The organism is Salinispora pacifica DSM 45544 (assembly GCF_000378845.1).
In the GTDB taxonomy this organism is placed as follows: Bacteria; Actinomycetota; Actinomycetes; order Mycobacteriales; family Micromonosporaceae; genus Micromonospora; species Micromonospora pacifica.
In genome coordinates this window covers 1,326,554-1,350,538 of record NZ_KB905359.1, presented here as the reverse complement: position 1 = coordinate 1,350,538, position 23,985 = coordinate 1,326,554, and the positions used below count along the sequence as shown (strand labels likewise).

Genomic DNA, 23,985 nt, shown 5'->3' with positions numbered 1-23,985 from the left:
GCCTGCCAAAACGGCAGGCGCCCTGGGTGGCGCCCGCCCGGATCAGGGATCTGCACGGCCCGCAGTGCGCAGCTCATCAGGCCAGGCGAATGTCGCTGCCCTCGACGACGAGGTCACGTGGGTCGAGGCTGCGCGGAGCTGGCCCGCCCACCACGGAGCCGTCGGCCACCGAGAACCTGCTGCCGTGGCAAGGACAGTTGATCGTCCCGTCGGACACCTCGGCCACGGTGCAGCCCTGGTGCGTACAGGTCGCCGAGAATCCCTTGAACGTGCCCTCCTGCGGTTGGGTGATGACCACGCCGGCGTCGGCGAGGATCATGCCGCCGCCGACCGGGACTTCGGCTGCCTGTGTCAGCACCTGCCCACCGCTGGCCGCGTCCGGCGCGTCGCCGCCCGCTGCTGTGCCGTCACCACCACCGGTGTTCCCGCCGCCATTCGTGGCCGGCGCGGAGTTGCCGTAGGTGGCACAACCGCTCAGGATGACCGCCCCGGTCGCGCCCACCCCGGCCAGCCACCGTCGCCGCGATGTGCATCCTCCTGGTCGCCCACGGTTTTGACCGTCGGGTAGGTCGGGGTAGGTGGTCACTTCTGGGCCCAGGCCGTCGGGGCCGTGCACCTTGCTGCCGACCTCGGTTGCCGGCCGGGCGTTTCCGGCCAATTCGCCACCGGGCCTGCCGGCGGCCGTCCTCGATTCGCTCACAGCGTGACTCCGATCGTGGTGAAGTACCAGAACGATGACGTAAACCACAGCGCGATCAGGGCGGTGAACACGGTGCCGCCCAGCACCGGCAGGGCCCAACCAGGCAGGCCCGGCTTCGGTAGGGCGAGCATCTTGACCGTGAAGGCGCCGAAGAAGAAGCAGCCGAGCAGCCCGTGCGCCACGACGCGCAGGTCGTAGGTGGCGAAACCGAGCGCGTACAGGCAGTGGATCGCCACGGGGACAGCGAGCAGGAACGCCAGTCGCCCCGACCAACGATGTACGGGTGCGGCCCAACTGGGAGCCAGTGAGCCGAGTTTGCCCCACATCGACAGCGCGGACAGCAGCTGAGTCACCGCGAGCACGGCCACGCCGGTGGCGAGCCACACCTTGACTGTCTGTGGACTGGAGAAGCCGCCCACGTTCACCGCGACACCGGTTGGCTCGTGCAGACCGCCGTAGACCCCGAGGGTCACCGCGACCGTGGCGCCGATCAGGAACGGGACACCGAGCAGCGTCAGCTGGCTGGTGCCGGCAGTGCGCCCCGCGCCCTCGTCGACGGTGCGGTCCGTCGTAATCTCGTTGCGGGTGGTCACGACAACTCCCTGGGGCGGGTCGGGGTGAGCACATCGCCGTCGACGGTGACCCGGCCGGTGGCGGTGTTCAGTGGTGGCGCGGGTTGGGCGATTCCGTCCACAGTGACCAGGCCGACCTGGGTGCCGTCGGCGAGCACGATCCACCCGCCGTCGACCTGCGCGCCGCGCACCGTCGCGGCGGCCCGGTAGAGGCCGGACGGCGCTGTGACCGCTGTCACGGTGAACGGTAGGACCTGGTCGTCGATCTTGATTTGGCCGCTGGCCTGTCCCTCGCCGAACGTGCCGCTGAGCGTCTCGCCGGCACGGCCAGCCAGGTCGAGTCGTCCGCCCGCGGCGGTGCCCTGAAGCCACGCCTCGATCGCGGCACCGTCGCACAGGTAGGCCACCGCGACGCCGTCCTGTACCGAGATCGCGAGTGTGCCGGCGGTCAGTCGTCCTGCCCAGGTGGCGTTGATGGGTGTTTGGGTCGGGGATGGCGATGGTGCGACGGATGCTCCCGCGACGGCGGTGGCGGTGGGGGCGGCGGCCGGGACTGGTGGCTCGTCGTTCCCACCGGTGGCGTGCACGCTGAGCGCGAGCACAACCGCGCCGAGCGTGACGCCGCCGAGCAGTGTTAACAGCGGAGTGGGTTTCACGCTGGGTAGTCAACGCTCGTTCGGCGCGCCAGTCTGCGTACTAGTACCCATAGCCGTCGGGTGGTGGGGTGTTGTGGGGCACGTATGGTGAGCGTGTGTGGCGACAGCTGACCGGGTCTCCCGTTTCGTTGGCTCGGCGGTGGCGTCGTCCGCGGCCGGCTCGTCGTCGAGGCCGCCAGGTTGCGGTGCCGGTGCGGGCTCTGGTCTGGGTGTTTCACATGGCGCTGCCGCTTCTGGGGTTGTGGCTGCTGGTGGCGCGTCCGCAGGCTGATGTGCACTGGCATGACCCGTTGGGTCATTTCTATTTGATCGTTGCGGTGGCGCTGGTGAACCTGGTGCTCGGCGTCATGGTCAGTGCGGCGGCGCATCGGCGGCATGACGCGCGACTGTTCCTCGTGTCATTGGCGTTTGTGGCCAGCGCCGGGTTTTTTGTGTTGCACGGGTTGGCCACGCCGCAGGTGCTGGTGGAGCATCCGAATCTCGGGTTCGAGTTGGCGCAGCCGGTGGGGCTGGCTTTCGCCGCCGTGTTCGCGGTGGCCTCGTCGCTGCCGTTGGATGGCCGGCGGGGCGCGGCGATCCTACGCGCGCGGCATGTCTTCTGGGGTGAGCTGGCGGTGATCCTCGCCCTGTGGGGCGTGGTGTCGTTGCTGGATATGCCGCCGTTGTCGGATCGGCCGGACCCGGCGGTGGAGGACGCGTGGCTAGCCTGGTTGGCGCCCGTGTCGGTGGCGTTGCTGTTGGTCGCCGCGGTGCGGTACTTCCTGCTGTATCGGCGTCAGCCGTCGGCGATGTTGATCAGTGTGATCACGGCGTTCGTGTTGCTCGCTGAGGCGATGGTGACGGTGGTGCTGGCCGACAAGTGGGCGTTGTCGTGGTGGCAGTGGCATGTGCTGCTGGCGTTGGCGTTCGGGTTTGTCGGCTACAGCGCGTTTGTCCAGTACCGTCGTGAGGGTTCGTCTGCCGGCTTGTTCGACGGGTTGGCGTTGGACCAGACCATCCGGGCGGTTCGGGCCGAGTACAGTGCGGCGTTGGAGGAACTGGTATCCGCGCTCGCCGAGCGGGAACGTGACGGTACCGGTGACATCGGCCCAGTCGCGGCCGGGTTGGGGGAGCGGTTCGGGCTGACCGAGCGGCAGACCGCGGTGCTGGAACGCGCCGCACAGGCGTTGTCGGCGGAGCGGGAGGTCAGCCGCCGGCTGGGTACCCTGTTTCGGCACTACCTGTCGCCGGATGTCGCGGCCGCGTTGATCGCCGACCCGGACCAGGCGGCGTTGGGTGGCTCGGTTGTCGAGGTGACGGCCCTCTTCGCCGACCTGCGTGGGTTCACCACGTTTTCTGAGGCGGCCGAACCCGCGGAGATCGTGGCCATGCTCAACCGCTACCACGGGGTAGCGGTTCCCTGCATCCTCGACAACGGCGGCACCGTGGTGCAGTTCGTCGGCGACGCCCTACTGGCCCTGTTCAACGCCCCAGCCCGGCAACCCGACCACGCGCTACGAGCGGTACGCGCGGCGACCCAGATGCGCCGCGCCGTGGACGAGATCGCCGCCGGCCACCCCGACTGGCCGCGGTTCCGCATCGGCGTGAACACCGGCCCGGCGCTGGTCGGTAACATCGGCAGTGACCAGCTACGCGGCTTCAACGCGATGGGCGACGCGGTCAACGTGGCCGCCCGACTGCAAACGATGGCCGACCCCGGCCAGATCGTCATCGGCGATTCCACGTGGCGAGCCACCCACACACAGGTCCCGGTCGAGCCACTCGGGGACCTCACCGTCAAGGGACGAACCGGCCTGGTCCGGGCCTACGCAGTACAGGTGCAGCAGTGAACGAATTCTGGAGCACCCTGACCAACGGCGAACGTGACGCCTTCCGCCAACGCGCCACCATCCGCCACTGGCAACGCGGCGACATCCTCTTCCACGAAGGCGACCAATCAGGATGGGTCGCCGCCCTCGTAGCCGGCCGGGTCAAAGCCTCCTGCCACAGCGCCTCCGGCACCGAGATCCTACTCGCGGTACGCGGGCCCGGAGCACTCCTCGGCGAGCTGTCCGCAGTAGACCGTCTACCACGCTCAGCAACCGTGCAGGCGCTGGACCCGGTCACCACACTCGTCATGTCACCGGCCGGATTCCAGGAGTACCTACAACAACAGGGCCGCGTCGCCTTCCAACTCATGCGGCTGCTCGCGGAACGGTTGCGTGACGCCGACCGCAAACGAATCGAGTTCGGCGTCCAGGACAGTACCGGCCGCGTGGCGGCTCGCCTGGTGGAACTGGCCGAACGGTTCGGCACCCCGGTGGACAACGGTATCCACGTCGCCGTCCGGCTGTCCCAGGACGAGCTGGCCGGCTGGATCGGCGCGTCACGGGAGGCCGTCACCAAGTCCCTGCGTGTGTTGCGTGACTCGGGCTGGGTGCGCACCAGTCGCCTTTCGGTCGTGGTGTTCGACCTCGACGCGTTGCGGCGGCGGGCGGCCGGGTGCGCGCCGGACTGATCCGCGTCTCAGGCGGCTGACTGACGGGTGCTACCGACCGGTTGCTGCACCTGGTCGGATGCCATGGAAGTCGCGGCCGTTGGGGTCGTCGGCCCAGGCGTACCTGGCTTCGTGGGCAGGGTGGCGCCAACGAGAGCAGCGGGTGCGGAAAGCCCGATCAGGGTGACGCTAACGCGGTGTTCGACCACGCGTACCCAAAGGATGACCTTGAGGTGGTGGTGCCGCCCGGGCTTGGCGGTCATGTTCGGCCGTGATGGGTTCTGCGGTCGAGGGACATCATCGGGCTGTCGTAAGCCGGGCGCCGTCGGCGCTTTGTCGAGGCCAGGCACCAAGTGACGGGAATCCGACGTCGCTCGACCGCGAACCGGGCCGACGGGATCATGGTTGCGGTGCCAAAACGGGGTCGTTGCCGCTAGCATCGGGCTGTTCTGAGGAGACCGGATGGACGACGTCACCCTCCGGGCCCTGTGCCTCCTCGAGGAGGCACAGGCCGGCGGCGCGGCCCAGGTGCTGGTGGCCGCCGAGTCCGCGCTGCGGACACCGACCGGGGACATCTGCGACGGCCCAGCCGCGATGCACTTCGCGCGCGTTGTGGCGTTGACCCGACTGGGTGACCTGCGGGGCGCTGTCACCGCAGCCGACCTGATGCTGGCCGCCGCCGACCGGGAGCACAGCGTGGGATGGCGTTCGTGCGCGCTGTCGCTGCGCGCCATCCGGCGGCTGCGTCTCGGCGACCTGGACATCCGCGAGCACGACATCGTCGCGGTGCTCCGGGATCTGGTCACCGCGGAGACCGCTCTGCTCGCCGGCGAACCCGACCCCGTGATCGCGGGAAACGCCCACACCGGGATCGCAATCGGGTACGCGCAGCTGCGCCTGTACGAGCTGGCCGAGCCCCAGTTCCAGGCGGCGTACGAATCCACCCTTCAGGCGACGTACCCAGACAACGGCAACCGGGCGATGTGGCTGTGCAACCTCGCCGAAAGTAACCTGACGTGGGCCCTGGAGCTGTACCAGGTCGGCCAGGTGGCGGAGGCGGAGCAGCATCTCACGGTGGCCGAGGACTACGCGGTACGGGCGGCGGCGGAGGCCTCAGGGCCGAAGGCGGAGGTGTGGCGGCACCTGGGGTTACTCTTCGCGGCGTCCGCGCGTGCCGAAGGCCGGGATCCGACCGGCGCGGCCGATGACATCCCTCGGTGCATCGCCCAACTCCAGGCGTTCGGCGTGCCCGCGCAGCAGGCGGAGGTGCTGCTGTGCCGGCCTTTCCACGCGGTCGCGCTCAACCGCTCCGGTCGGCTGGACGAAGCCCTGCGCGTCATCGAGGAGGCCGTCGTCGACCTGTCATCCGACGTCGCCTGGCTGGTGTCGGCGGCGTTGCACCGGACACACGCGGTGTTGCTGGCCAAGAATGGTGCACGCGATGCCGGGCCGGGACTCACCTACGGCGACGCGCTCGCGGAGCTGCTGTGGCGCCAACGGCACCGCTGGCTGCACGCGGCGGTGTCGATGCAGTCGTACGACGTCCTGCGGTGGCAGCACGAGCAGGCCGAGCGGGCGGCACGGACCGATCCGCTGACCGGGGTGGCGAACCGGCGGGGCCTCGACAACTTCCTGCGGAAGCTGGCGGACCCGGGCACCGTCGACGACGACCGGGTCGCGGTGCTCACCCTGGACGTCGACTGTTTCAAGCGGATCAACGACTCGCAGGGGCACGCCGCTGGGGACGAGGTGCTGCGCGCGGTGGCGCAGGCGCTGACGACCAGCGTCCGCCGGGGCGACTTCGTGGCCCGGCTGGGCGGCGACGAGTTCGTCGCCATTCTCCCCGGTGCTGACTGCGCCGCCGCGGAACAGGTTGCCCGTCGGGCCGTCGCCGCCGTGCGCGGACTGACGCCGTGGCGGACGGGGGTCAGCGTCGGGGTCGCCAGTGGAGCCGCCCATTCACTCGGGATGTCGCTGGCTGATGCCGACCGCGCGATGTACGCCGCGAAGCGGGCCGGCGGCAACCAGGTGAGCTGCGGGCACGTCGCGACCTGAGCTCAGCGGCTTCGGCCGCGTCGGCACCCCGAGAACCCACGGGTGCGACGGCTGCCGATATCATGCCAGCCCGCGGTTCGGTGGGGGAGGATCTTCTCGTGACGGGCGAAATTCCTCGTGGGCGGCGGTGGTCCGCCCGGAGCACCGGGGCCAGCCGGCGCAGTTCCCCACTGCGGGCGTTCCTGCACACCGAGACCGGCAGCGCGCGGGTGCTGCTGGCCGCCGCCGTGGTCGCCCTCGTGTGGGTGAACCTCGACGAGTCGTCGTACGAGTCGCTGTGGGGCACCACCTTCTCCGTCCAAGTCGGCAGCTGGCAGGTCGCACACGATCTGCGGTTCTGGGTCAACAGCGGACTCATGACGTTCTTCTTCCTGGTAATCGGCCTGGAGGTGCGGCGTGACTTCGATCTGGGCGAACTGCGGGAGCGGCGCCGGTTGATGCTGCCGCTGCTGGCGGGGATCGGCGGCATCCTGGCGCCGATCGCGATCTACCTGGCGTTCAACGCCGGGAAGCCGACGGCCATGGGCTGGGGCGTGGTGATGGCGACCGACACCGCGCTCGCGTTGGGCATGCTCGCCGTCCTCGGCCCCCGCTTCTCCGACCGGTTGCGGAACTTCCTGCTGACCGTCGCCGTCGTGGACGACCTGATCGTGATCGTGGTACTGGCGATCGCCTACCCGGAACACCCGTCGCCGACGGCGTTGTTCGTCGCGGTGGGCATCTTCGCGCTTGTCCTGCTCATCCGCGCGGCCGGTGTGCGGTGGGGGCCGGGGTACCTACTGCTGGGGGTGGCGGCGTGGCTGGCGGTGTCGGAGTCGGGGGTTGACCCCGTGGTGGTTGGTCTGGTGATGGGGCTACTCACCTTCGCCTACGTCCCGGCGCGCACCGAGCTACGGCAGGCGGCCGACCGGTTCCGGCTGTTCCGGGAGCAACCCAGCCCGCAACTGGCGAGTTCGGTGCGAGCGGGGCTCGCCGCGGCGCTGTCCCCGAATGACCGGTTGCAACACATTTACCACCCCTGGGCCAGCTATCTGATCGTGCCGCTGTTCGCGCTGGCGAACGTCGGCGTGGTGGTCGACGGTGACCTTCTGGCTCGCGCGGTGACCTCCCCGGTTACCCTCGGCGTCCTCTTCGCCTACCTGGTCGGCAAGCCGGCCGGAATCGTGATCGCCTCGATGCTGGTGCCCCGGCTCAGCCAGAACCGATTCCGGGCACCGGTCGGCTGGGCCGCGATCATCGGAGTCGGCACCGTCTCCGGCATCGGGTTCACCATCGCGTTGCTGATCGCCACCCATGCCCTCCACGGGCCCGCCCTCGAAGAGGCGAAGGTCGGCATTCTGGTGGCGACGGTCGGCGCCTCCCTCACCACCTGGTTGGTGTTCCGTTTCGCCGCCCGGCTTGCCCCGGCGCGGCGGTCCCGGGCGCTGCTGGGCGCCGCGGAGGGGATCATCGACCTGATGGTCCCGGTCGATCCGGATCGGGACCATGTCCGTGGTCCACGCGAGGCACCGGTGACCGTCGTGGAGTACGCCGACTTCGAGTGCCCCTACTGCGGGCAGGCCGAACCGGCGGTCCGGGAACTGCTGGCCGACTTCTCCAGTATCCGGTACGTCTGGCGGCACCTACCCCTCACCGAGGTGCACCCCAACGCCCAGGTTGCCGCTGAGGCCGCCGAGGCAGCGGGAGAGCAGGGGGCCTTCTGGGAGATGCACGACCTGCTGCTGGCGAACCAGGGCGAGCTGCGCCCCGCCGACCTGCTCCGGTATGCCGAACGACTCGACCTTGATCTGGACCGGTTCCGGGCACACCTCGCCGATCGTCGCGGCGCTGCCCGGATCGCCGAGGATGTCGACTCGGCCGATCTGAGCGGCGTCTCCGGTACACCGAGCTTCTTCGTCAACGGTCGCCGACACCACGGCCCGTACGACATCGAGGCGCTCTCCGCGGCGGTCACGGCGGCGTTCGCCAGCGCGCGGCTTCGCCCCGAGGACGGCCGGGAACCGGGCTACCAGCGCGGGGGTGAGCCGGAACGGCCGGACGCGGAACCGGGGAGCTGAGGTCCCGGCCCGGCGGAGCGACCGGGGTGGTTCCGCCGGCGTGGCGGATGCGGAGAGCGTGGGCGGGGCGGGAGAGGTTTCTGGTCGGCCCGTCGGGGAAGCCAGCGGTATGGCCGAAACCTTCGCGGATCAGGATCTGGCTACCCTGCGGTCCATCGCGCGTGGCGCCGGGATAGCGGACACCGAACGCATGCCGCACGATGAGTTGGTCGAGATGCTAAGCCGGGCCGGCTTGGCCGAACCGGACAGCGAGGCGGCCGAGCAGCCCACCCGGGATCCGGCCGGGCTCGCCGGCCTGCCCCGCAGTGACCTCACCCTGGGTGATGAGAGTACCGGTGGGCGGGCCGCTGAGGAGTCGATCGGTGCTCGGCCGGGGGAGTCGGGCACCGAGATCCCCGACCGCACCGAACGCTGACCGCCGACCACTGACCACGGGCACGCCGCCCCCGGGAGCCGAACCAGCGGGTTTGGCCGCGGGGGCGGCGCACGCTTGACCCCACCTCGTTACCCCCGGTCGAGCCGGAGTCCGGGAGGGCCTTGACGTGACTGGCGGGCGGTCCCCGCCGAACCAGGCCGTACCGACCGGTCCGGCAGGGCATGGTGGGGGTATGACGACCTCGCAGTCCGACCACGCTGGTCACCCCGCCGATCGGGGGGATCACCGCCCCCAGACGTTGCTCCTGCTGGGGGCGAGCGGTGATCTGGCCGACCGGCTGTTGCTGCCGGGCCTGGGGCGGCTGGTGGCCACCGGTCCCGGCGCCCGGTCGAATCTCACCCTGCTCGGCAGCGGCGCGGAGGACTGGGATGACGAGCGCTGGCGTCGCCGGGTGGCGGACGCCTTCGCCGCGGCGGGCGCGACCGGTCCCCGGGTCAAGGAACTCGTCCGCACCACCTGCTATCTGCCCGCCGACGTGACGAAGGAGAAGGATCTACGCCGGCTGTTGTCGAACTGTCACCACCAACTCGTGATCTTCTTCGCGTTGCCGCCGGCGATTACCGCCCAGGCCGCCGCCGCGCTAACCCGGATCGGCCTGCCACCGGGCACCCGGCTGATGTTGGAGAAGCCCTTCGGCACCGACGCTGTCTCGGCCCGCTCCCTCAATGAGGTGCTGGCCCGGCTGGTGCCGGAGGAGCAGGTCTATCGCATCGACCACTTCCTTGGCAAGTCCACGGTGATGAACATCCTCGGGCTGCGCTTCGCCAACCGGATCTTTGAACCGATGCTGAGCTCCGCGCACGTGGCCTGCGTGGACATTGTCTTTGACGAGACGCTGGGACTCGCCGGCCGGGCGGGCTACTACGACGGTGCCGGCGCGCTCATCGACATGGTGCAGAGTCACCTGCTCCAGGTTCTCGCGTTGATCGCGATGGACGCCCCGCCCACCCTCGATGCCCGGGACCTGCGGGGCCGGAAGGCGCAGGTGCTGCGGGCCACCCGGGTGTGGGCGGACGACCCGAAGACCTGGAGCCGTCGGGGTCGCTACGCGGCGGGGGAGCTCAACGGGAAACGGCTGGCCGGATACGCCGACGAGCCCGGTGTCGACCCGAGCCGGGGTACCGAGACGTTCGCCGAGGTGGTGCTCAGCGTCGACACCTGGCGCTGGGCCGGCGTGCCGTTCCGGCTGCGGACCGGTAAGGGGCTCGCGGCCCGCCGCAAGGAGGCCGTGGTCACGTTCAAGCAACCGCCCCGGGTGCCGTCCGGACTGATCGGGTACGACCAGCCCGACCGGCTACGGATCGGCTTCGGCCCGGACCGGCTCGGCCTCGACGTGAACATCAACGGCCCCGGGAACCCGTTGGAACTGGGCCAGGCACACCTGGTGGCCGACTTTGGCCCGGGGGGTCTGCCGCCGTACGGGGAGGTGCTCCGCGGCGCCTTCGACGGCGACCCCACGCTGTCGGTCCGGGGGGACACCGCCGAGGACTGCTGGCGGATCATCGCGCCGGTGCTCGACTGCTGGCGGGCGGGGGCGGTGCCGCTGCGGGAGTACCCGGCGGGTAGCTGGGGTCCGGAGGATTCCCTGCTGGACCCGGTTCCGGGAGTGGCGACCGACAGCTGACCACCGGTGTCGGGTAGGCATCCCCCCAAATAGGCATTCACCCAAAATTTTTGACATGGTCCGGCTCGAGGGTGAGACTCACATGATCGTTCACTTTGCCGGGAAGAGTCCACAGGGGGGACCATGTCCAGCAAGAGATTCCGGGGGGCCGGTGTCGCGCTCGCCCTGACGTTCGGTCTGCTGGCGGGTTGCAGCGCCGGGGAGGGCGTCGCGGTCGACGGGGGGCAGACCGGCGCCGGTGGGATCCTCACCGCCGCGATCAGTGGGGAGCCGGACCAACTGGACCCACACCACACCTCGGCCTACCCCAGCTTCCAGGTACTCGAGAATGTCTACGACACGCTCGTCGAGCCGGACGCGAACCTGGCGATGAAGCCTGCCCTGGCGACCGAGTGGACTACCAGCGATGACCAACTAACCTGGACGTTCACCATCCGTGAGGAGGTGACTTTCAGCGACGGATCCCCGCTGACGGCGGAGGACGTGGTCTACTCGTACAACCGAATCATCGACGAGGAGCTGAACGCCGCGTACCGGTTCGCCACCGTCGAGTCGGTGACGGCCCCGGATCCGGGCACTGTCGTCGTGCAGCTGACCGCGCCCACCCCGAACCTGCTCGCCAGCCTCGGTGGCTTCAAGGGGATGGCGATCGTCAAGAAGTCCAACGTGGAATCTGGGGCGGCGAAGACGGAGCCGATCGGTAGCGGCCCGTTCGCCGTCTCCTCCTACCGCGCCGGGGACAGCATCAAGCTGGTGCGCAACGACAACTACTGGGGCACGAAGCCCAAGCTGGACGGGGTGACCTTCACCTTCGTGCAGGACCCGACGGTGGCCCTGCAGAACCTGCGCGGCGGCGAGGTGCAGTGGACCGACAACCTGCCGCCGCAGCAGGTGTCGGCGCTTCGTGCGGACGACGACCTCGTCGTGCGCTCCGCGGCGTCGAGCGACTACTGGTACCTGGCTCTCAACCAGGCTCGCAAGCCCTACGACGATGTCAACGTGCGCCGGGCGATCGCCTTCGCGCTGGACCGGGCGGCGATCACCAAGGCCGCGAAGTTCGGGCTGGCGACGGTCAACCAGACCGCCATCCCGAAGGACAGTGCCTACTACTACGACTACACGCCGTACCAGCAGGACCTGGCCCAGGCGAAGAAGCTGCTGGCCGAGGCCGGCGGGACCGACCTGACCATGGATCTGATGGTCACCAACGAGTACCCGGAGACGGTGACCGCGGCGCAGGTCATCGCGGCGCAGCTCAAGGAGATCGGCATCACTGTCAAGATCCGTACGCTGGACTTCGCCCAGTGGCTCGACGAGCAGGGCAAGGGGAACTTCGACTCGTTCATGCTCGGGTGGCTGGGCAACATCGACCCCGACGAGTTCTACTACGCCCAGCACCACAGCGCCGGCACCTTCAACTTCCACGGATACCGCAACCCGGCCGTGGACAACCTGCTCGACCAGGCCCGGACCGAGACTGACCAGGCCGCGCGGAAGCAGCAGTACGAGCAGGCGGCCAAGCAGATCGTCGACGATGCCAGCTACCTCTACCTCTACAACCCGGATGTGGTGCAGGGCTGGTCGCCGCAGGTCAGCGGCTACGAGGTCCGCGCCGACCGGGCGATCCGGTTCCGTGACGTCGATCTTGCCCGGTGAGGTGGCGGGACCTTGCTGGTGATGCTCACTGAGTTGGCGGGTCACTCCGGGTGACCCGCTTCCTCCTGCGCCGGCTGCTCCAGTCCGGCATCGTCCTCCTCGGTGTGACGTTGGTGGTGTTCCTGCTGCTGCAACTCGTCCCCGGCGATCCGGTGCGGGTGGCGCTCGGCACCCGCTTCGACCCCGAGACGTACGAGGCGCTGCGCTCGCGGGCGGGGCTGGACCAGCCGCTGCCGGTGCAGTACGCCAGCTACGTCGGGCAGGCGTTGACCGGTGATCTGGGGGTCAGCTTCCGCAGCGGTCGGCCGGTGACCGCGATCGTGCTGGAGCGACTGCCCGCGACGCTCTCCCTGGCGATCACCGCGGTCGTCTTCGCGCTTCTGGTCGCCTTCCCACTGGGGGTGCTCTCGGCCCTGCGGAGCGGCTCGGTGTTCGACCACGCCGCGCGGGTGTTCAGCCAGTTCGGGGTCTCGGTACCGGACTTCTGGATGGGCATCATGGGCATCCTGCTCTTCGCGGGGGTGCTGGGTTGGTTTCCGCCCTCGGGGTACGTGGCTCTCACCGAGGATCCCGTCGGCTGGGCGTCGCACGTCTTTCTCCCGGCGGTCACGATCGGCCTGGTCACCGCGTCGATCCTGACCAGGTTCATCCGATCCTCCGTGTTGGAGGTGCTCGCTGAGGACTATGTCCGCACCGCCGAGGCGAAGGGGCTGCCCACCCGCGTGGTGGTGGTGCGGCACGTCCTGCGGAATGCGCTGATCCCGGTGGTCACCGTCGTGGCGGTGCAGCTGGCCAGCCTGCTCGGCGGCGTGATCGTGATCGAGGTGCTCTTCGCCTGGCCCGGGGTGGGCCGACTCACCTACGACGCGGTGCAGGCCCGGGACTATCCCGTGCTCCAGGGGGCGATCCTGCTCGTGGCGGCGCTGTTCCTGTTGGTCAACCTCCTGGTGGACCTCCTCTACGCCCGCCTCGATCCGAGGATTCGGGTGCGATGAGCGGAAACGGTGACTCGACGTCGCGCCGGGCACTGGTGACGCTGGGCCGCGACCCGTTGGCCGTGACCGGCGGTGTGGTGCTCGTACTGCTGGTCGTGGCGGGCCTGGCCGGGTCCTGGCTGGCCCCCGCCGGCATCAACGAGGTGAACGTCGACCGGATGCTGCAGCCGCCCAGTTGGGCGCACCCCTTCGGTACCGACGAAATCGGTCGGGACGTACTCAGCCGGGTCTTGGTCGCCGCCCGCGTCTCGCTTGAGGTCGGTGCGGTCAGCGTGGGAATCGCCCTGCTGGTGGGTGTGACACTGGGGCTGTTCGCCGGCTACTACCAGGGGTGGCTGGACAACATCCTCATGCGGTGCATGGACGTGTTGTTCGCGTTCCCGGTCCTGCTGCTCGCGGTGGCCATCGTCGCGGTCCTGGGGCCGGGCCTGAGAACCGCCATGGTCGCGATCGGCGTGGTCTACACCCCGATTTTCGCCCGGGTCACCCGCGCCGGGGTGCTCTCCGTCCGCGAGCAGGTCTTCGTGCGGGCGGCAGTCGCCACCGGGGCGTCGGATCTGCGCATCATGCGGCGGCACGTGCTGCCCAACATTGCAGCGCCGCTGATCGTCCAGACGTCGCTCTCGCTGGCCTTCGCGATCCTGTCCGAGGCGGCGCTCTCCTTCCTCGGGCTGGGAGTGCCGCCGCCCGAGCCGGCCTGGGGCCGGATGCTCTACGACGGGCGCGGATTCGTCACCGAGGCGTGGTGGCTGGGCTTCTTCCCCGGTGCCGCGATCTTCCTCACCGTCCTGGCGTTCAACCTGGTCGGAGACGCGCTCCGCGACGTGCTCGACCCTCGCCAGCTCACCGTCAGCGAGGCGAGGAGGCACGCCGGATGACCGACGAAACCGTGCTCTCCGTCGCGGACCTGACCGTGACGATCGGTACCCGCCGGGGAGCGGCCCGCGCGGTCGCCGGCGTCGACTGGTCGGTCCGGGCCGGGCAGACGCTGGCCCTGGTGGGGGAGTCCGGCAGCGGCAAGAGCATGAGCGTGCTCGCCGCCACCGGGCTCGCCCCCCGCGCGGCCCGGGTCACCGGAGACGTCCGGCTACTCGGTACGGACCTCGCCGCGCTGTCGGCGGCACGTCGCCGGCGGATGCGGGGGCGACACGTCGGGTTCGTCTTCCAAGACCCGATGACCTCGCTGAACCCGGTGCTGACCGTGGGCCGCCAGATCGGCGAGGCCAGCGAGGTCCACCTCGGCCTGACCCGGCGAGCCGCCCGGGCCCGCGCCATCGAGATGCTCGAACTCGTCGGCATCCCCTCCGCCGCCGACCGGGTGGACGCCTACCCGCACCAGCTCTCCGGTGGGATGCGCCAGCGCGCGGTGATCGCCATGGCTCTGGTCTGCGAGCCGGATCTGCTGATCGCCGACGAGCCCACCACCGCTCTGGATGTGACCACGCAGGCCCAGATCGTCGAGCTGGTCGCCGACCTGCAGCGGCGCCTCGGCACCGCGGTCGTCTGGATCAGCCACGACCTCGGCGTCGTCGCCGGGCTCGCCGACACGGTGGCTGTCATGTACGGCGGTCGCATCGTCGAGCAGGGGGCGGTGGACGCCGTCTTCGCCGAACCGGCGCACCCGTACACCGCCGCGCTGCTCGCGGCGCGGCCGGACCCGGACGCGAACGTCACCGAACTGGTCACCATCCCGGGGACGCCCCCCAGCCCGCTGGAGCTTCCCGAGGGGTGTGCGTTCTGGCCCCGCTGCTCGGTTCGGGGAGACAGTCGCTGCGAGCGGGAGTTGCCACCACTGGTGCCGGTATCGGCGGGGCACCAGGTCCGGACCTTCTATCCGCGCCAGCCCACCGGGGAGGAACGATGACCGAGGAGAGCGTGGCCACCGACGCGCTCGCGGAGCTGACCGACCTGGCGGTGTGGTTCCCCACCCCGGCGGGGGTGGTCCACGCCGTGGACGGGGTGTCCCTCAAGGTACGCCGCGGCGAAACCGTCGGTCTGGTCGGTGAGTCCGGCAGCGGCAAGTCGACCACCGGGCTGGCGCTGCTGCGCCTGGTCGAGCCGACCGCCGGCACGGTCCAGGTGGCGGGGCAGGACGTGACCCGCTGGTCGCGGCGGCGGTTGCGCCGGCTGCGCCGCCGCGTCGCCATGGTGTTCCAGGATCCGCAGGCATCCCTCGACCCGCGGCACACCGTCGGGGCGAGTATCGCCGAGCCGTTGGCCGTGCACCGGCTCGCCGCCAGCGGCGCGGCCCGGCGGGACCGGGTAGCCGAACTGCTCGACCTGGTCGGCCTGCGGCGCGATCTCGCCGAACGGCACCCGCACGAACTCTCCGGCGGCCAGCGGCAGCGGGTGGGCATCGCCCGGGCGCTCGCCGGTGAGCCGGACCTGATCGTGCTCGACGAACCGATCGCCTCCCTGGACCTGAGCGTGCAGGCGCAGATCATGAACCTGCTCCGTGGGCTGCAGCGAGAGCTCGGGCTGACCTACCTCTTCATCGCGCACGATCTCGCCGCCGTCGAGCACATGAGCGATCGGGTGGCCGTGATGTACCTCGGCCGGATCGTGGAGAGCGGCACCCCGGCGCAGATTTGGCGGGAGCCCGCCCACCCCTACACCGCCGCTCTCCTTTCGGCGGTGCCGGTGGCCGACCCGCCGGTGCAGCGTAGTCGTCAGCGGATCATCCTGGCCGGTGATGTCCCGAGCCCGATCGACCCGCCCACCGGCTGCCGGTTTCGGACGCGGTGCCCGCAGGCCCGACCTGACTGCGCCCAGACCGACCCGGTGCTGGTCGAGATCGGCTCCGGGCACCAAGCGGCCTGTCTCTTCGCGGGCGAGGCGGTACGCGCGATGCGGGCGCAGCCCGTCAACGTCTCCTCGCCATGACCGCTGCAACCTGACGCGACAAGAAGGCCAGTGCACCCGATCCCGGGACAAGGCCGCCGGACCGAGATTGCCTACGAGTAGACGCCTCTGCGGTGTCCAACGGCGTGAATAGTCAACTCGTCGCCGTGGAGGCGGTAGAGGATTCGGTAGTCACCGGCACGTTGCCAGGCCAAACGCATCCCGCTCTCGCCAGCATGGGTGGTATAGCGTCCGCTATACTCTGGGGATGGCTACCGACGAGTGGGAGATCTACCTCGTCAACGAGGTACAGGAGTGGATCGGCAGGCTCGATCCCCTCACCCACGCCCGCGTCGTGCAAGCCATCGACCTGCTCGCCGAATCCGGCCCAGGACTCGGCCGACCACTGGTCGACACGATCCGCGGCTCCACCCTCGCCAACCTCAAAGAGCTACGCCCCGGCACCGTCCGCATCCTGTTCGCCTTCGACCCGTGGCGCGCCAGCATCCTGCTCGTCGCCGGAGACAAAGCTGGACGATGGCAACAGTGGTACACCGAAGCGATCCCCCTGGCCGAGCAACGCTACGAGATCTACCTCAAGGAACGCGTCGAGGAGGACCGACAGCCATGAACAGCTACGCACGCTGGAGCGACATCCGCACCGCCCACGTCGAACGCGCCGGCGGCGAACAGGCCGTCGAAGACGGCAAACAGGAACTCCTCGCCACCGTCGTCGGACACCGACTCGCCGAAGTACGCCGCACCCGCGGCCTGACCCAACAGCAGGTCGCCGAGCGCATGGGCGTCACCAAAGGCCGCATCTCCCAGATCGAACAAGGCAAGATCTCCGGCCAAGACATCGTCGCCCGATACGCCGCCGCCCTCGGCGGACGCCTCCACCAAGCCATCTACTTCGACGACGGCAACATCGCCGCCATCGCATAGCCCGACCCACACACCAAGATCCGACTGGTTCAAAACTGCTCTATTCATTGGTGAATTCGGATTCATGCTCGATCCTGGACGGCAACCCTGACTCGGCAGAAGTTAGCCGCGCTGCTTTGGGCGGTGATCGTTGTCGCCGGCGTTTCGATCGGCGAGCTCCGATGACGGACCGAACACCGACGATCCCTGTTCCGGTTGACCTCTACCGAGTACGAGACCACCATGAACCCACCGGCCAGTCCGGCCGCGTGACTGAAACTGTCACCTATCGGTGCAGCAGACCCGTCGGTAAGTGCCGACACTTCGGACTCGATGACTAACGTCGTCGAACAGCCGCCCCAGACCGCAAACGACTATCTACGGGCAGCCCGGGCGTACGAGCGCCGTCCCACCGACCTCACGGGCGCTACGCGTCACTCCGCGACCGCCCCTACCGGCGTCCCTTGACTCCGGAGACCACTACAGCCCGCAGTCGCCGGCACCACCGGGCAGACCCCTGATGGCATCCAGCCCGCCACCGTCCGCCAGCAAGCCGACCAAAGCACCGAGCACCGAAGGCGGCGGCTACGGGAACGAGCTGGTCCAAACGTGCTCTACATAATCAGAACGGCCCGGCCTATCGGCCGGGCCGCGCGCACGCGCTACGGCCTACGGCCCTGCGCGCACGCCCACGAACGCCGAACCATCCAGTCCCGAGCCCGACCGAGGCCGTGACGATCCCTTTACCAACCACTCACGGCGAATGCTTCCGGGCATCGACGCCGCATCGCTACGCGGTGCGCCACCGCCCAGCCACTTACCCGCTGCGACCGCCCGGATGGGATCGATTAATTGCTATATATCTTACTTTCTGGCGGCAACCGTGACGGCAACCCGGGCTGACGACCACCGACCCGCACATCCAGTAGTCACGGACGGTGACCAGTCCCGCCCAAGCCGCGCGCAGCAGAATACTGCGCCAGACGCGACTAAGTGACCGATTCGCACAGCATCATTCCGTCCGTGCTGACAGAATCGCCTCACGCTCTCTCTCGTATGCGGCCACGGCCCACTCCCGTCGTTCTAGATATGCCTCCCAAAAATCGATCTCCCTCCAAGCCTTAGGTCCGATTTTCAGCAGCCCGGACTCATCGAGCGAACACATCCAGTTTGGGGGAATCGCTGGCGACGTGACTTCAAATAGGCGTACATCGAACAAAGTTGGAGGCTCACCGTTGACGACCTCAATTCGAAAGTAGGAGGGTCGATCGGCAAGCGATGAGATCTCAAGCACCGCATATTCGCGTCCTACCGACAGGGCGTCGATCCCCTGGTGGGACACGCCCTCCAGCCGTCGGTCCGCATACTTAACCCGCACCGCTACCTCCGTTCATCACAACTTTATAGTCGTAGTCATATGCCACATTGCCAGTTCTTGAATTGTATTAGTAATGGAATGGGACTCCCCTGGAAACTCTGATGAGTCCTCATCGTATATCTGCCCCAGTCCGCAATATCGCTACCATCGCGGGTGAGGTGAGCCCGGAACGGTTGGTTGCCCAAGTCGCTACCACGGATGATGAGTCGGGACTCACCAATAGCTTGGCTCGTAAGGCCGCCTCCCGGCGTGAACATGGAATTCGCCGATTCCAAACGGAGCTGATCTGCCAATTTCTGCTGTCAGCTGACCCGGAAACAGAGCAACCGTTGGTGTTGTGTACGAGTACAGGGGTGTTGCCGGCTAGCACATAGTACGTGTGGCGGCCGTCAACGGTGAGGTTGTGTGGTCGTCCCTGGCCGAGAGCTTCGGCGATCGCGGTGATCTGGACCCAGGTATCGGCCGAGGCATGCAGCCCATGCAGGGCTTTAGTTGCTCGTGGTGACCCAGGTCCTGGCGCCGCGCAGCCAGTTCAGGTGTGCTCAGCGGTGGAGATAGCCGGTCCGGGCTTTGGAGCCCCCCGGTCGAGGGCAGTGGCCTTGGCCCGGCCAGGGGCCAGGAGGATCACCGCTGGCGGGTCGCGGGCGTCTGCGACCATGTGGATCCGGGCGCGCAGCTACCACGCATCTCCGTCGTGACCTGTCGGTGTTCCCGCCACTGTCCGCCCGCCGTCGACACAGGCACCAGAGTGGACCTGGCCCGCTGCTCATCGGTGAGGTCGTTACAACTTGCCACCTGAGGGTCAGCAGACGGCCGTGCGGGCATCCGCTTTCGGCGGCTTGCTGGTGAGGGGTCTCCAGGCCCATCCGGCCGCGCTGACTGCGGCGGCGATCTGGAGGAGCCCGGTGGCCAGGAGTACGGCCTCGGATCCCGCCCAGCCGATCAGGGCTCCACCAGCCAGCAGCCCCAGGGAGATGCCTCCGGAGTGCAGGACTGTCTCTGCGGTGAACGCCGCCCGGCGTTCGGGGCCGTCGGTCTGCTCGCTGATCAGAGCGTTCAGGGCGGCGATCCCCCACGGCATCGCGGCGCCGCCCACTGCGGCCACGGCGGCGATACCGGTCAGGCTCGGTGCCACCAGCGGCAGGGCGACGAACACGGCCCCGAGCACGACCCAGGAGAGCAACATCGCGGTCATACGCGGCAGGCGGTCGATGACCACCGGCACCAGCAGGGAGGCGGCCACGGATGCGGTGCCGTACCCGCTCATGCCCGCGGCGACGAGTGCGCCGGGCCGGTCGTGCTCGACCCCGAGTACGGCCAGGCCCAGGCTGAACCCGAACCAGCACATCCCGCCGACCCCAGCCATGAGCGCGCCGGCCGCGATCTGCGGGTGGGAACGTAGCACTGCCAGAGCAGAGACCGGCCGTCCCGGCGTGGCCGCTCCCGGACCGCCGCGCTGGCCTTCGTGCGGTATCGCGCTGCGGGCGGGGACGGCCAGGAAGGCGATCGCGGCCAGGGCGACCACGGCGGTCTGGCACCACAGCAGGGAGCTCGCGCCCAACGTGGTCACGGCCCAGGCTCCGGCGGGTGGGGCGAAGATCATTGAGACCCGGTGGGCGAGGTCCTGCCAGGCCAACCACTTCGCTGGCCCGGTCCTGCCCCCACGGGCGACGTGTTCGTCGGCGAGGTCGGAGACCAGGGAGCGTTCGGCCGGGCCGAGCAGCGCGCCCGCGATTCCGGTCCCCAGGCCCGAGGCGCACAGCACGACCGCCCCGACCTGACCCACCAGGGAGGCTACGGGGACGATGGCGAGCCCGGCGGCGTTCACGCCTGCCACTACCGCCAGGGTGCGCCCACCGGTGAGGCGGTCCCGTAGCCCCTTGCCCCACCAGCCCACCGTCAGCAGGGGCAGCCCGGCCATCCCGCCGACCAGCCCGGTGGCCCAGGCCTGCCCGGTCTCCTCCAGTGCGACCAGGGGTAGGGCGACGGCCGTCATCCTCGCCCCGACCCAGGTCACGAACGTAATCACGGTCAGTAGCAGCAGTCCTCTCCGCACGCACCGATCCTCGGCCGCCCTCCGCCGACCGGGTAGAGCTCTCTTCGGGTAGCTGGCTCATACGCTGGGGGCATGAGACCCAGCCTGAAGGCGGAGGACCTGGCGTTGGTCGAGGCCGTGTCCCGGCACGGGTCGGTCGGAGCCGCGGCCAAGGAACTGCTGACCACCCAGCCCTCGGCCTCGCGCCGACTGGCCGCGCTGGAACGCCGCCTGGGGATCAGATTGTTCGAGCGGGACACGACCGGGGCCCGCCCGACCCCAGCCGGGCGGGAGCTGGCCCGGCAGGCCGCACGCCTGCTGGCCGACCTCGACGCCCTCCCAGCCCAGATCGCCGCCGCAACGCAGGCCCCGTCGTTGAGCCTGGGCACAATCCAGGCGCTGGCCCCGATCGTGTTCACCGCCGCTCAGATCGAACTCGCCGGCGTGACGCTCCAGGCCGAAGTCGAGCACGGCCCCACCCTGATCGGCCGGGTCCACCAGGGCCTGCTGGACGGGGCGATCGTCACGATCACAGACCAGGCCGTCCTGCCTCACGGCCTCCAGATCACCGGGCTCGGGGCCTCCCCGCTGGTCCTGGTCCTGCCCGCCGCCACCGCACCCCTGGCTGCCGGCAAGAAGGCGTTGGCGGGAAGGGAGGTGCTGTACTCCTCGATAGATCTGACTGGCGAGCACCTGCACGCAGGATTGTCCGCGCTCGGAGCGCTCCCGCAGCCGGGCCCCACGATCGAGGCCACCCTGCGTATCGCCCGACACCGCAAGGTCCCGGCCGTGGTTCCCGACCTTGCGGCCCGCTGGTGGGACGACCCCACCGACCGCCTGCTGACCTCCCCGGTACCCGGGAAGGTCAGGCTCTCGCTGGTGACCAGACCCCCGCAACCATCTCACCTGGCACAGGTGCTGCCTGCCCTGACCGCACGAATCCTGAGCGCCCCGCAGGATGCGCCGGGCAGGCCCGGGCTGGGCGGGGCTCGCCGGTAGCTGCGGCCCGGCGGCCGTTCGTTCCTGGCCTGCCGAGCACGCGCACCGCCGGAGAGCGGCTACGAACGGGGTGCGGCCGCGTCGGATTGGCACCCGTCGGTGCAGCTCGGCGCCGGGTCAGCGGTGGTGGCGGTGGCGGCGTGGGTGGGCGGCGCGCAGTCGTCGCACTGATCACCCCGCCACGCCGCGATTCCCTCCCGCACCGCGACGGCCGCGATGGCGAGCGCGGCGATGGGGTCTGCCCAGGACCAGCCGAGCCCGGCGTTGAGAAGCAGGCCCACGAGGAGCACCGCGGAGAGGTACGTGCAGAGCGCGGTCTGGGTGGAGTCGGCCATGACGGTGGCCGAGCCGAGTTCCCGGCCGGTACGCCGCTTGGCGCGGACCAGCAGGGGCATGATGATCAGCGAGGCGACGGCGAGGCCGATGCCGACCGGGCTGGGGCTGGCGTCTCCGTCGCCGAGGAGCGCGCGCCCGGCGTCGACGGTGATCCAGGCGGCCAGGGCGAAGAACGAGACACCGATCAGTCGTAGTGCCAGCCGTTCCCGCTCCTCCGGCACCCGGGAGCGGAACTGCCAGATCACCACGGCCGCGCTGGACACCTCGACGAACGAGTCGAGGCCGAAGCCGATCAGCGCGGTGGAGGAGGCCGCCGCGCCGGCGGCGATCGCGACCAGGCCCTCCAGCAGGTTGTAGCCGGCGGTGGCGTAGGCCAGCCAGAGGCTGCGGCGGGACAGGAGCGCACGCCGCTGGGGGGTCAGGGTGGAGGTGGTCACGCCTGCTCTCCACGATCCGTGGACGAGCCGTATGTCGGGCAGAGGGCGACTGCTTCGCCGGTGGCGGCGAGGAGCTGTTCCGCCGAGCGCAGCAGGGCGGGCAGCTCTGGCCGGGCCAGCGCGTAGAACGACTGGCGACCCTCGACCCGGAAGTCGATCAGATGGCAGTCCCGTAGGCAGGAGAGGTGTTTTGAGACGGTCGACTGCGCCAGTTGCAGCTCGCGGGTCAGGTCCACCACCCGGGCCTCACCGTGGGTGAGTCGGTGCAGGATGGCCAGCCGGGCCGGGTCGGCGAGGGACCGGAACAGCGCGACGGCCGGTGCGAGCCTGGAAGAGGAATCAATCGCCACGCAGCGATGATAGCACCGCTGGTGCATCACTCTGTCGTGGCCGGCGCGGGTCGCGGTGCCTGGTCGGCGCAGCGAGACCCGCGACCGGCGGTCAGTGGCGAGGGATCAGCCGACCGGGTATTCGGCGAGATGGACCGGCTCACCGACGCGGGTGGTGTCGGCCGCCGCGCCGACCCCGTTGACCACGTGGTCGATCGTGCCGGCGTTCAGGTTTACGGTCATCACGCGATGGAGCCGCACCCCGGGGTGACGGCGACCATCAGCACGAGGCTGAGCCCGAGGGCTCGGCGTACGCGTCGTCGTGGGTGGGGAAGGGGCATGCGTTCGTCCTCTCGTCACGCGGTGCGAAGAGAGCGCTCTCTCGATGTTGCGGGGGCACGGCCTGGACGGGTGGGGTTGACCCCGTTTCTACCGGGTGAGCAGGCCGGAGGGAAGGGGGTCGATGGCCCTCGGTCCGCCCGGCTCGGGGGACTCGCCGCACCCGAGCCGGGGTGAGTCTGTCCCCTCGCTGCCGGGCCAGACCTCTTCTCGGGCTACCCCTGGGTCGCGAACTGGGCGATCCGGGTGGCCAGCGGAGTCGCTGCGGTGCGCGTCCAGCTGAAGTGGTCGAGCCGGCCGCCGCCCGGCTCGGCCCGGTGGCGCTCACGGGTGATGGGAGCGCTGGTGAGTTTGGCGCAGAGGTGGTCGAGGGTCTCGTGCGGGGTGTACTGGTCGTTGTCCACGCTGACCGCCAGCACCGGCGTGCGGAGGTCGCGGAGCGCCGCCTCGGCATCCACTCCGTCCAGTCGGGGGAAGCGCCCGGTGCGGGCGGTGTAGGCCCAGTCCCGGACCACCCCGCGCGCCAGCCGACCGCCGAAGCCCCAGCCGGGCCAGACCCCGAGCAGTCGGGTGGCGACCGCGATCGTCTGGGAGAACGGGAGGACGCCGTAACCCCGCGGTCCGGGCGGATAGCTGCGCCACCAGGGGAGCCCGACAGCGACCAGGGCCAGACCATCCACATCGTGCCCGGGGGTCAGCGCCAGGTGTAGCAGCGCCGTCTGACCACCCAGCGAGTGTCCGAGTAGAAGGGTGCGCCGGCCGTTTCGATGTTCCTGCAACGCCGCCAGCGTCGCGCCGACATCGGCGGCCAGCTCCGCGTACCCGTAGCGGCAGCGGCGGCTTGGGCGGGGTGTGCTCGCTCCGGTGCCGCGAAGGTCGGCGACGGCGACGGCGAGCCCGGCGGCGCGGAGCGCGGTGGCGAACGGTCGGTAGTACCGGGCGGGTACGCCCATGGCGGGGGAGATCAGTACCAGCGGGGCGTCGGCGGTCTCCGCCGGCTCCGGATAGATCTGCAGACCGAGGCGGGCTCCGTCAACCTCGACGAATTCTTGCTGGTAATCCGCATTCACCAGCCCAATCTACGGGGTTGATCTACTGGCAGGTAACCAATCGGTGACTGTCGTCACGTCGATCTGGTTC

22 protein-coding genes are annotated in these 23,985 nt (G+C 69.6%); 14 read left to right on the top strand and 8 right to left on the bottom strand.

The features are described 5' to 3' along the window. Positions 1-76 precede the first annotated feature (76 nt). From SALPAC3_RS0106055 to SALPAC3_RS0106045, 3 genes are read right to left on the bottom strand one after another with little or no spacing between them, the layout of a single operon-like run. Positions 77-700, bottom strand: coding sequence for a Rieske (2Fe-2S) protein (locus tag SALPAC3_RS0106055; protein WP_026185277.1), 624 nt, complete (start codon positions 698-700; stop codon positions 77-79). Further along, on the bottom strand, positions 697-1,293 hold the full coding sequence (locus SALPAC3_RS0106050) for a DUF6529 family protein (RefSeq protein ID WP_018220372.1): 597 nt from the start codon (positions 1,291-1,293) through the stop codon (positions 697-699). Before SALPAC3_RS0106050 ends, SALPAC3_RS0106055 begins: the two co-directional genes overlap by 4 nt. Then, positions 1,290-1,928 carry a hypothetical protein gene (locus SALPAC3_RS0106045; protein WP_018220371.1) on the bottom strand — a complete coding sequence of 213 codons (639 nt, stop codon included), beginning with the start codon at positions 1,926-1,928 and terminating at the stop codon, positions 1,290-1,292. The genes SALPAC3_RS0106050 and SALPAC3_RS0106045 overlap by 4 nt, the downstream gene beginning before the upstream one ends. A 218-nt stretch (positions 1,929-2,146) precedes the next feature. Between SALPAC3_RS0106045 and SALPAC3_RS0106040 the strand changes: the two genes are divergently transcribed. The 13 genes from SALPAC3_RS0106040 (at position 2,147) to SALPAC3_RS0105980 (ending at position 17,013) form a co-directional block, all read left to right on the top strand. Next, entirely contained in the window at positions 2,147-3,757 is a 1,611-nt protein-coding gene (locus SALPAC3_RS0106040; RefSeq protein ID WP_196230321.1) for an adenylate/guanylate cyclase domain-containing protein, read from the top strand. Further along, the gene (locus SALPAC3_RS0106035; protein WP_018220369.1) at positions 3,754-4,425 is read left to right on the top strand and encodes a Crp/Fnr family transcriptional regulator; all 672 of its coding nucleotides are present in this window, start codon (positions 3,754-3,756) and stop codon (positions 4,423-4,425) included. Before SALPAC3_RS0106040 ends, SALPAC3_RS0106035 begins: the two co-directional genes overlap by 4 nt. 441 nt (positions 4,426-4,866) lie before the next feature. Continuing rightward, positions 4,867-6,459 (top strand): GGDEF domain-containing protein, encoded by a 1,593-nt coding sequence (locus SALPAC3_RS0106030; RefSeq protein ID WP_018220368.1) that lies wholly within the window; start codon positions 4,867-4,869, stop codon positions 6,457-6,459. A 98-nt stretch (positions 6,460-6,557) separates the two neighbouring features. Further along, the gene (nhaA, locus tag SALPAC3_RS0106025) at positions 6,558-8,516 is read left to right on the top strand and encodes a Na+/H+ antiporter NhaA (protein ID WP_018220367.1); all 1,959 of its coding nucleotides are present in this window, start codon (positions 6,558-6,560) and stop codon (positions 8,514-8,516) included. 109 nt (positions 8,517-8,625) lie between these two features. Continuing rightward, entirely contained in the window at positions 8,626-8,931 is a 306-nt protein-coding gene (locus SALPAC3_RS0106020) for a hypothetical protein (protein ID WP_018725485.1), read from the top strand. Positions 8,932-9,124: 193 nt separating this feature from the next. Beyond that, entirely contained in the window at positions 9,125-10,576 is a 1,452-nt protein-coding gene (locus tag SALPAC3_RS0106015) for a glucose-6-phosphate dehydrogenase (protein ID WP_018220365.1), read from the top strand. Positions 10,577-10,699: 123 nt separating this feature from the next. After that, positions 10,700-12,232 (top strand): ABC transporter substrate-binding protein, encoded by a 1,533-nt coding sequence (locus SALPAC3_RS0106010; protein WP_018220364.1) that lies wholly within the window; start codon positions 10,700-10,702, stop codon positions 12,230-12,232. Positions 12,233-12,282: 50 nt separating this feature from the next. After that, entirely contained in the window at positions 12,283-13,227 is a 945-nt protein-coding gene (locus SALPAC3_RS0106005; RefSeq protein WP_018220363.1) for an ABC transporter permease, read from the top strand. Beyond that, positions 13,224-14,105 carry an ABC transporter permease gene (locus SALPAC3_RS0106000; RefSeq protein ID WP_018220362.1) on the top strand — a complete coding sequence of 294 codons (882 nt, stop codon included), beginning with the start codon at positions 13,224-13,226 and terminating at the stop codon, positions 14,103-14,105. Before SALPAC3_RS0106005 ends, SALPAC3_RS0106000 begins: the two co-directional genes overlap by 4 nt. Then, complete coding sequence (locus SALPAC3_RS0105995; protein WP_018220361.1) at positions 14,102-15,091, top strand: ABC transporter ATP-binding protein; 990 nt, start codon at positions 14,102-14,104, stop codon at positions 15,089-15,091. Before SALPAC3_RS0106000 ends, SALPAC3_RS0105995 begins: the two co-directional genes overlap by 4 nt. Next, positions 15,088-16,110 carry an ABC transporter ATP-binding protein gene (locus SALPAC3_RS0105990; protein ID WP_018220360.1) on the top strand — a complete coding sequence of 341 codons (1,023 nt, stop codon included), beginning with the start codon at positions 15,088-15,090 and terminating at the stop codon, positions 16,108-16,110. The genes SALPAC3_RS0105995 and SALPAC3_RS0105990 overlap by 4 nt, the downstream gene beginning before the upstream one ends. A gap of 226 nt (positions 16,111-16,336) precedes the next feature. Next, complete coding sequence (locus tag SALPAC3_RS0105985; RefSeq protein WP_018220359.1) at positions 16,337-16,699, top strand: type II toxin-antitoxin system RelE/ParE family toxin; 363 nt, start codon at positions 16,337-16,339, stop codon at positions 16,697-16,699. Then, positions 16,696-17,013: a helix-turn-helix domain-containing protein gene (locus tag SALPAC3_RS0105980; protein WP_018220358.1), complete on the top strand. Its 318-nt coding sequence runs from the start codon at positions 16,696-16,698 to the stop codon at positions 17,011-17,013. The genes SALPAC3_RS0105985 and SALPAC3_RS0105980 overlap by 4 nt, the downstream gene beginning before the upstream one ends. 1,466 nt (positions 17,014-18,479) lie before the next feature. On the opposite strand, the gene SALPAC3_RS29375 is transcribed toward SALPAC3_RS0105980, so the two are convergent. Both SALPAC3_RS29375 and SALPAC3_RS0105975 read right to left on the bottom strand, forming a co-directional pair. Further along, positions 18,480-18,806, bottom strand: a complete 327-nt coding sequence (locus SALPAC3_RS29375) for a hypothetical protein (RefSeq protein ID WP_408640411.1) — start codon at positions 18,804-18,806, stop codon at positions 18,480-18,482. A 366-nt stretch (positions 18,807-19,172) separates the two neighbouring features. Next, positions 19,173-20,426 carry an MFS transporter gene (locus SALPAC3_RS0105975; RefSeq protein WP_018220357.1) on the bottom strand — a complete coding sequence of 418 codons (1,254 nt, stop codon included), beginning with the start codon at positions 20,424-20,426 and terminating at the stop codon, positions 19,173-19,175. A gap of 72 nt (positions 20,427-20,498) precedes the next feature. Between SALPAC3_RS0105975 and SALPAC3_RS0105970 the strand changes: the two genes are divergently transcribed. Beyond that, positions 20,499-21,404 carry a LysR family transcriptional regulator gene (locus tag SALPAC3_RS0105970; protein ID WP_018220356.1) on the top strand — a complete coding sequence of 302 codons (906 nt, stop codon included), beginning with the start codon at positions 20,499-20,501 and terminating at the stop codon, positions 21,402-21,404. A 59-nt stretch (positions 21,405-21,463) separates the two neighbouring features. On the opposite strand, the gene SALPAC3_RS0105965 is transcribed toward SALPAC3_RS0105970, so the two are convergent. From SALPAC3_RS0105965 to SALPAC3_RS0105950, 3 genes are all read right to left on the bottom strand, one after another. Further along, complete coding sequence (locus SALPAC3_RS0105965) at positions 21,464-22,177, bottom strand: cation efflux transmembrane domain-containing protein (protein ID WP_018220355.1); 714 nt, start codon at positions 22,175-22,177, stop codon at positions 21,464-21,466. Then, positions 22,174-22,554, bottom strand: a complete 381-nt coding sequence (locus SALPAC3_RS0105960; protein ID WP_018220354.1) for an ArsR/SmtB family transcription factor — start codon at positions 22,552-22,554, stop codon at positions 22,174-22,176. Before SALPAC3_RS0105960 ends, SALPAC3_RS0105965 begins: the two co-directional genes overlap by 4 nt. A 506-nt stretch (positions 22,555-23,060) precedes the next feature. Then, positions 23,061-23,915: an alpha/beta hydrolase family protein gene (locus SALPAC3_RS0105950; RefSeq protein ID WP_018220352.1), complete on the bottom strand. Its 855-nt coding sequence runs from the start codon at positions 23,913-23,915 to the stop codon at positions 23,061-23,063. Between the last annotated feature and the right edge of the window lie 70 nt (positions 23,916-23,985).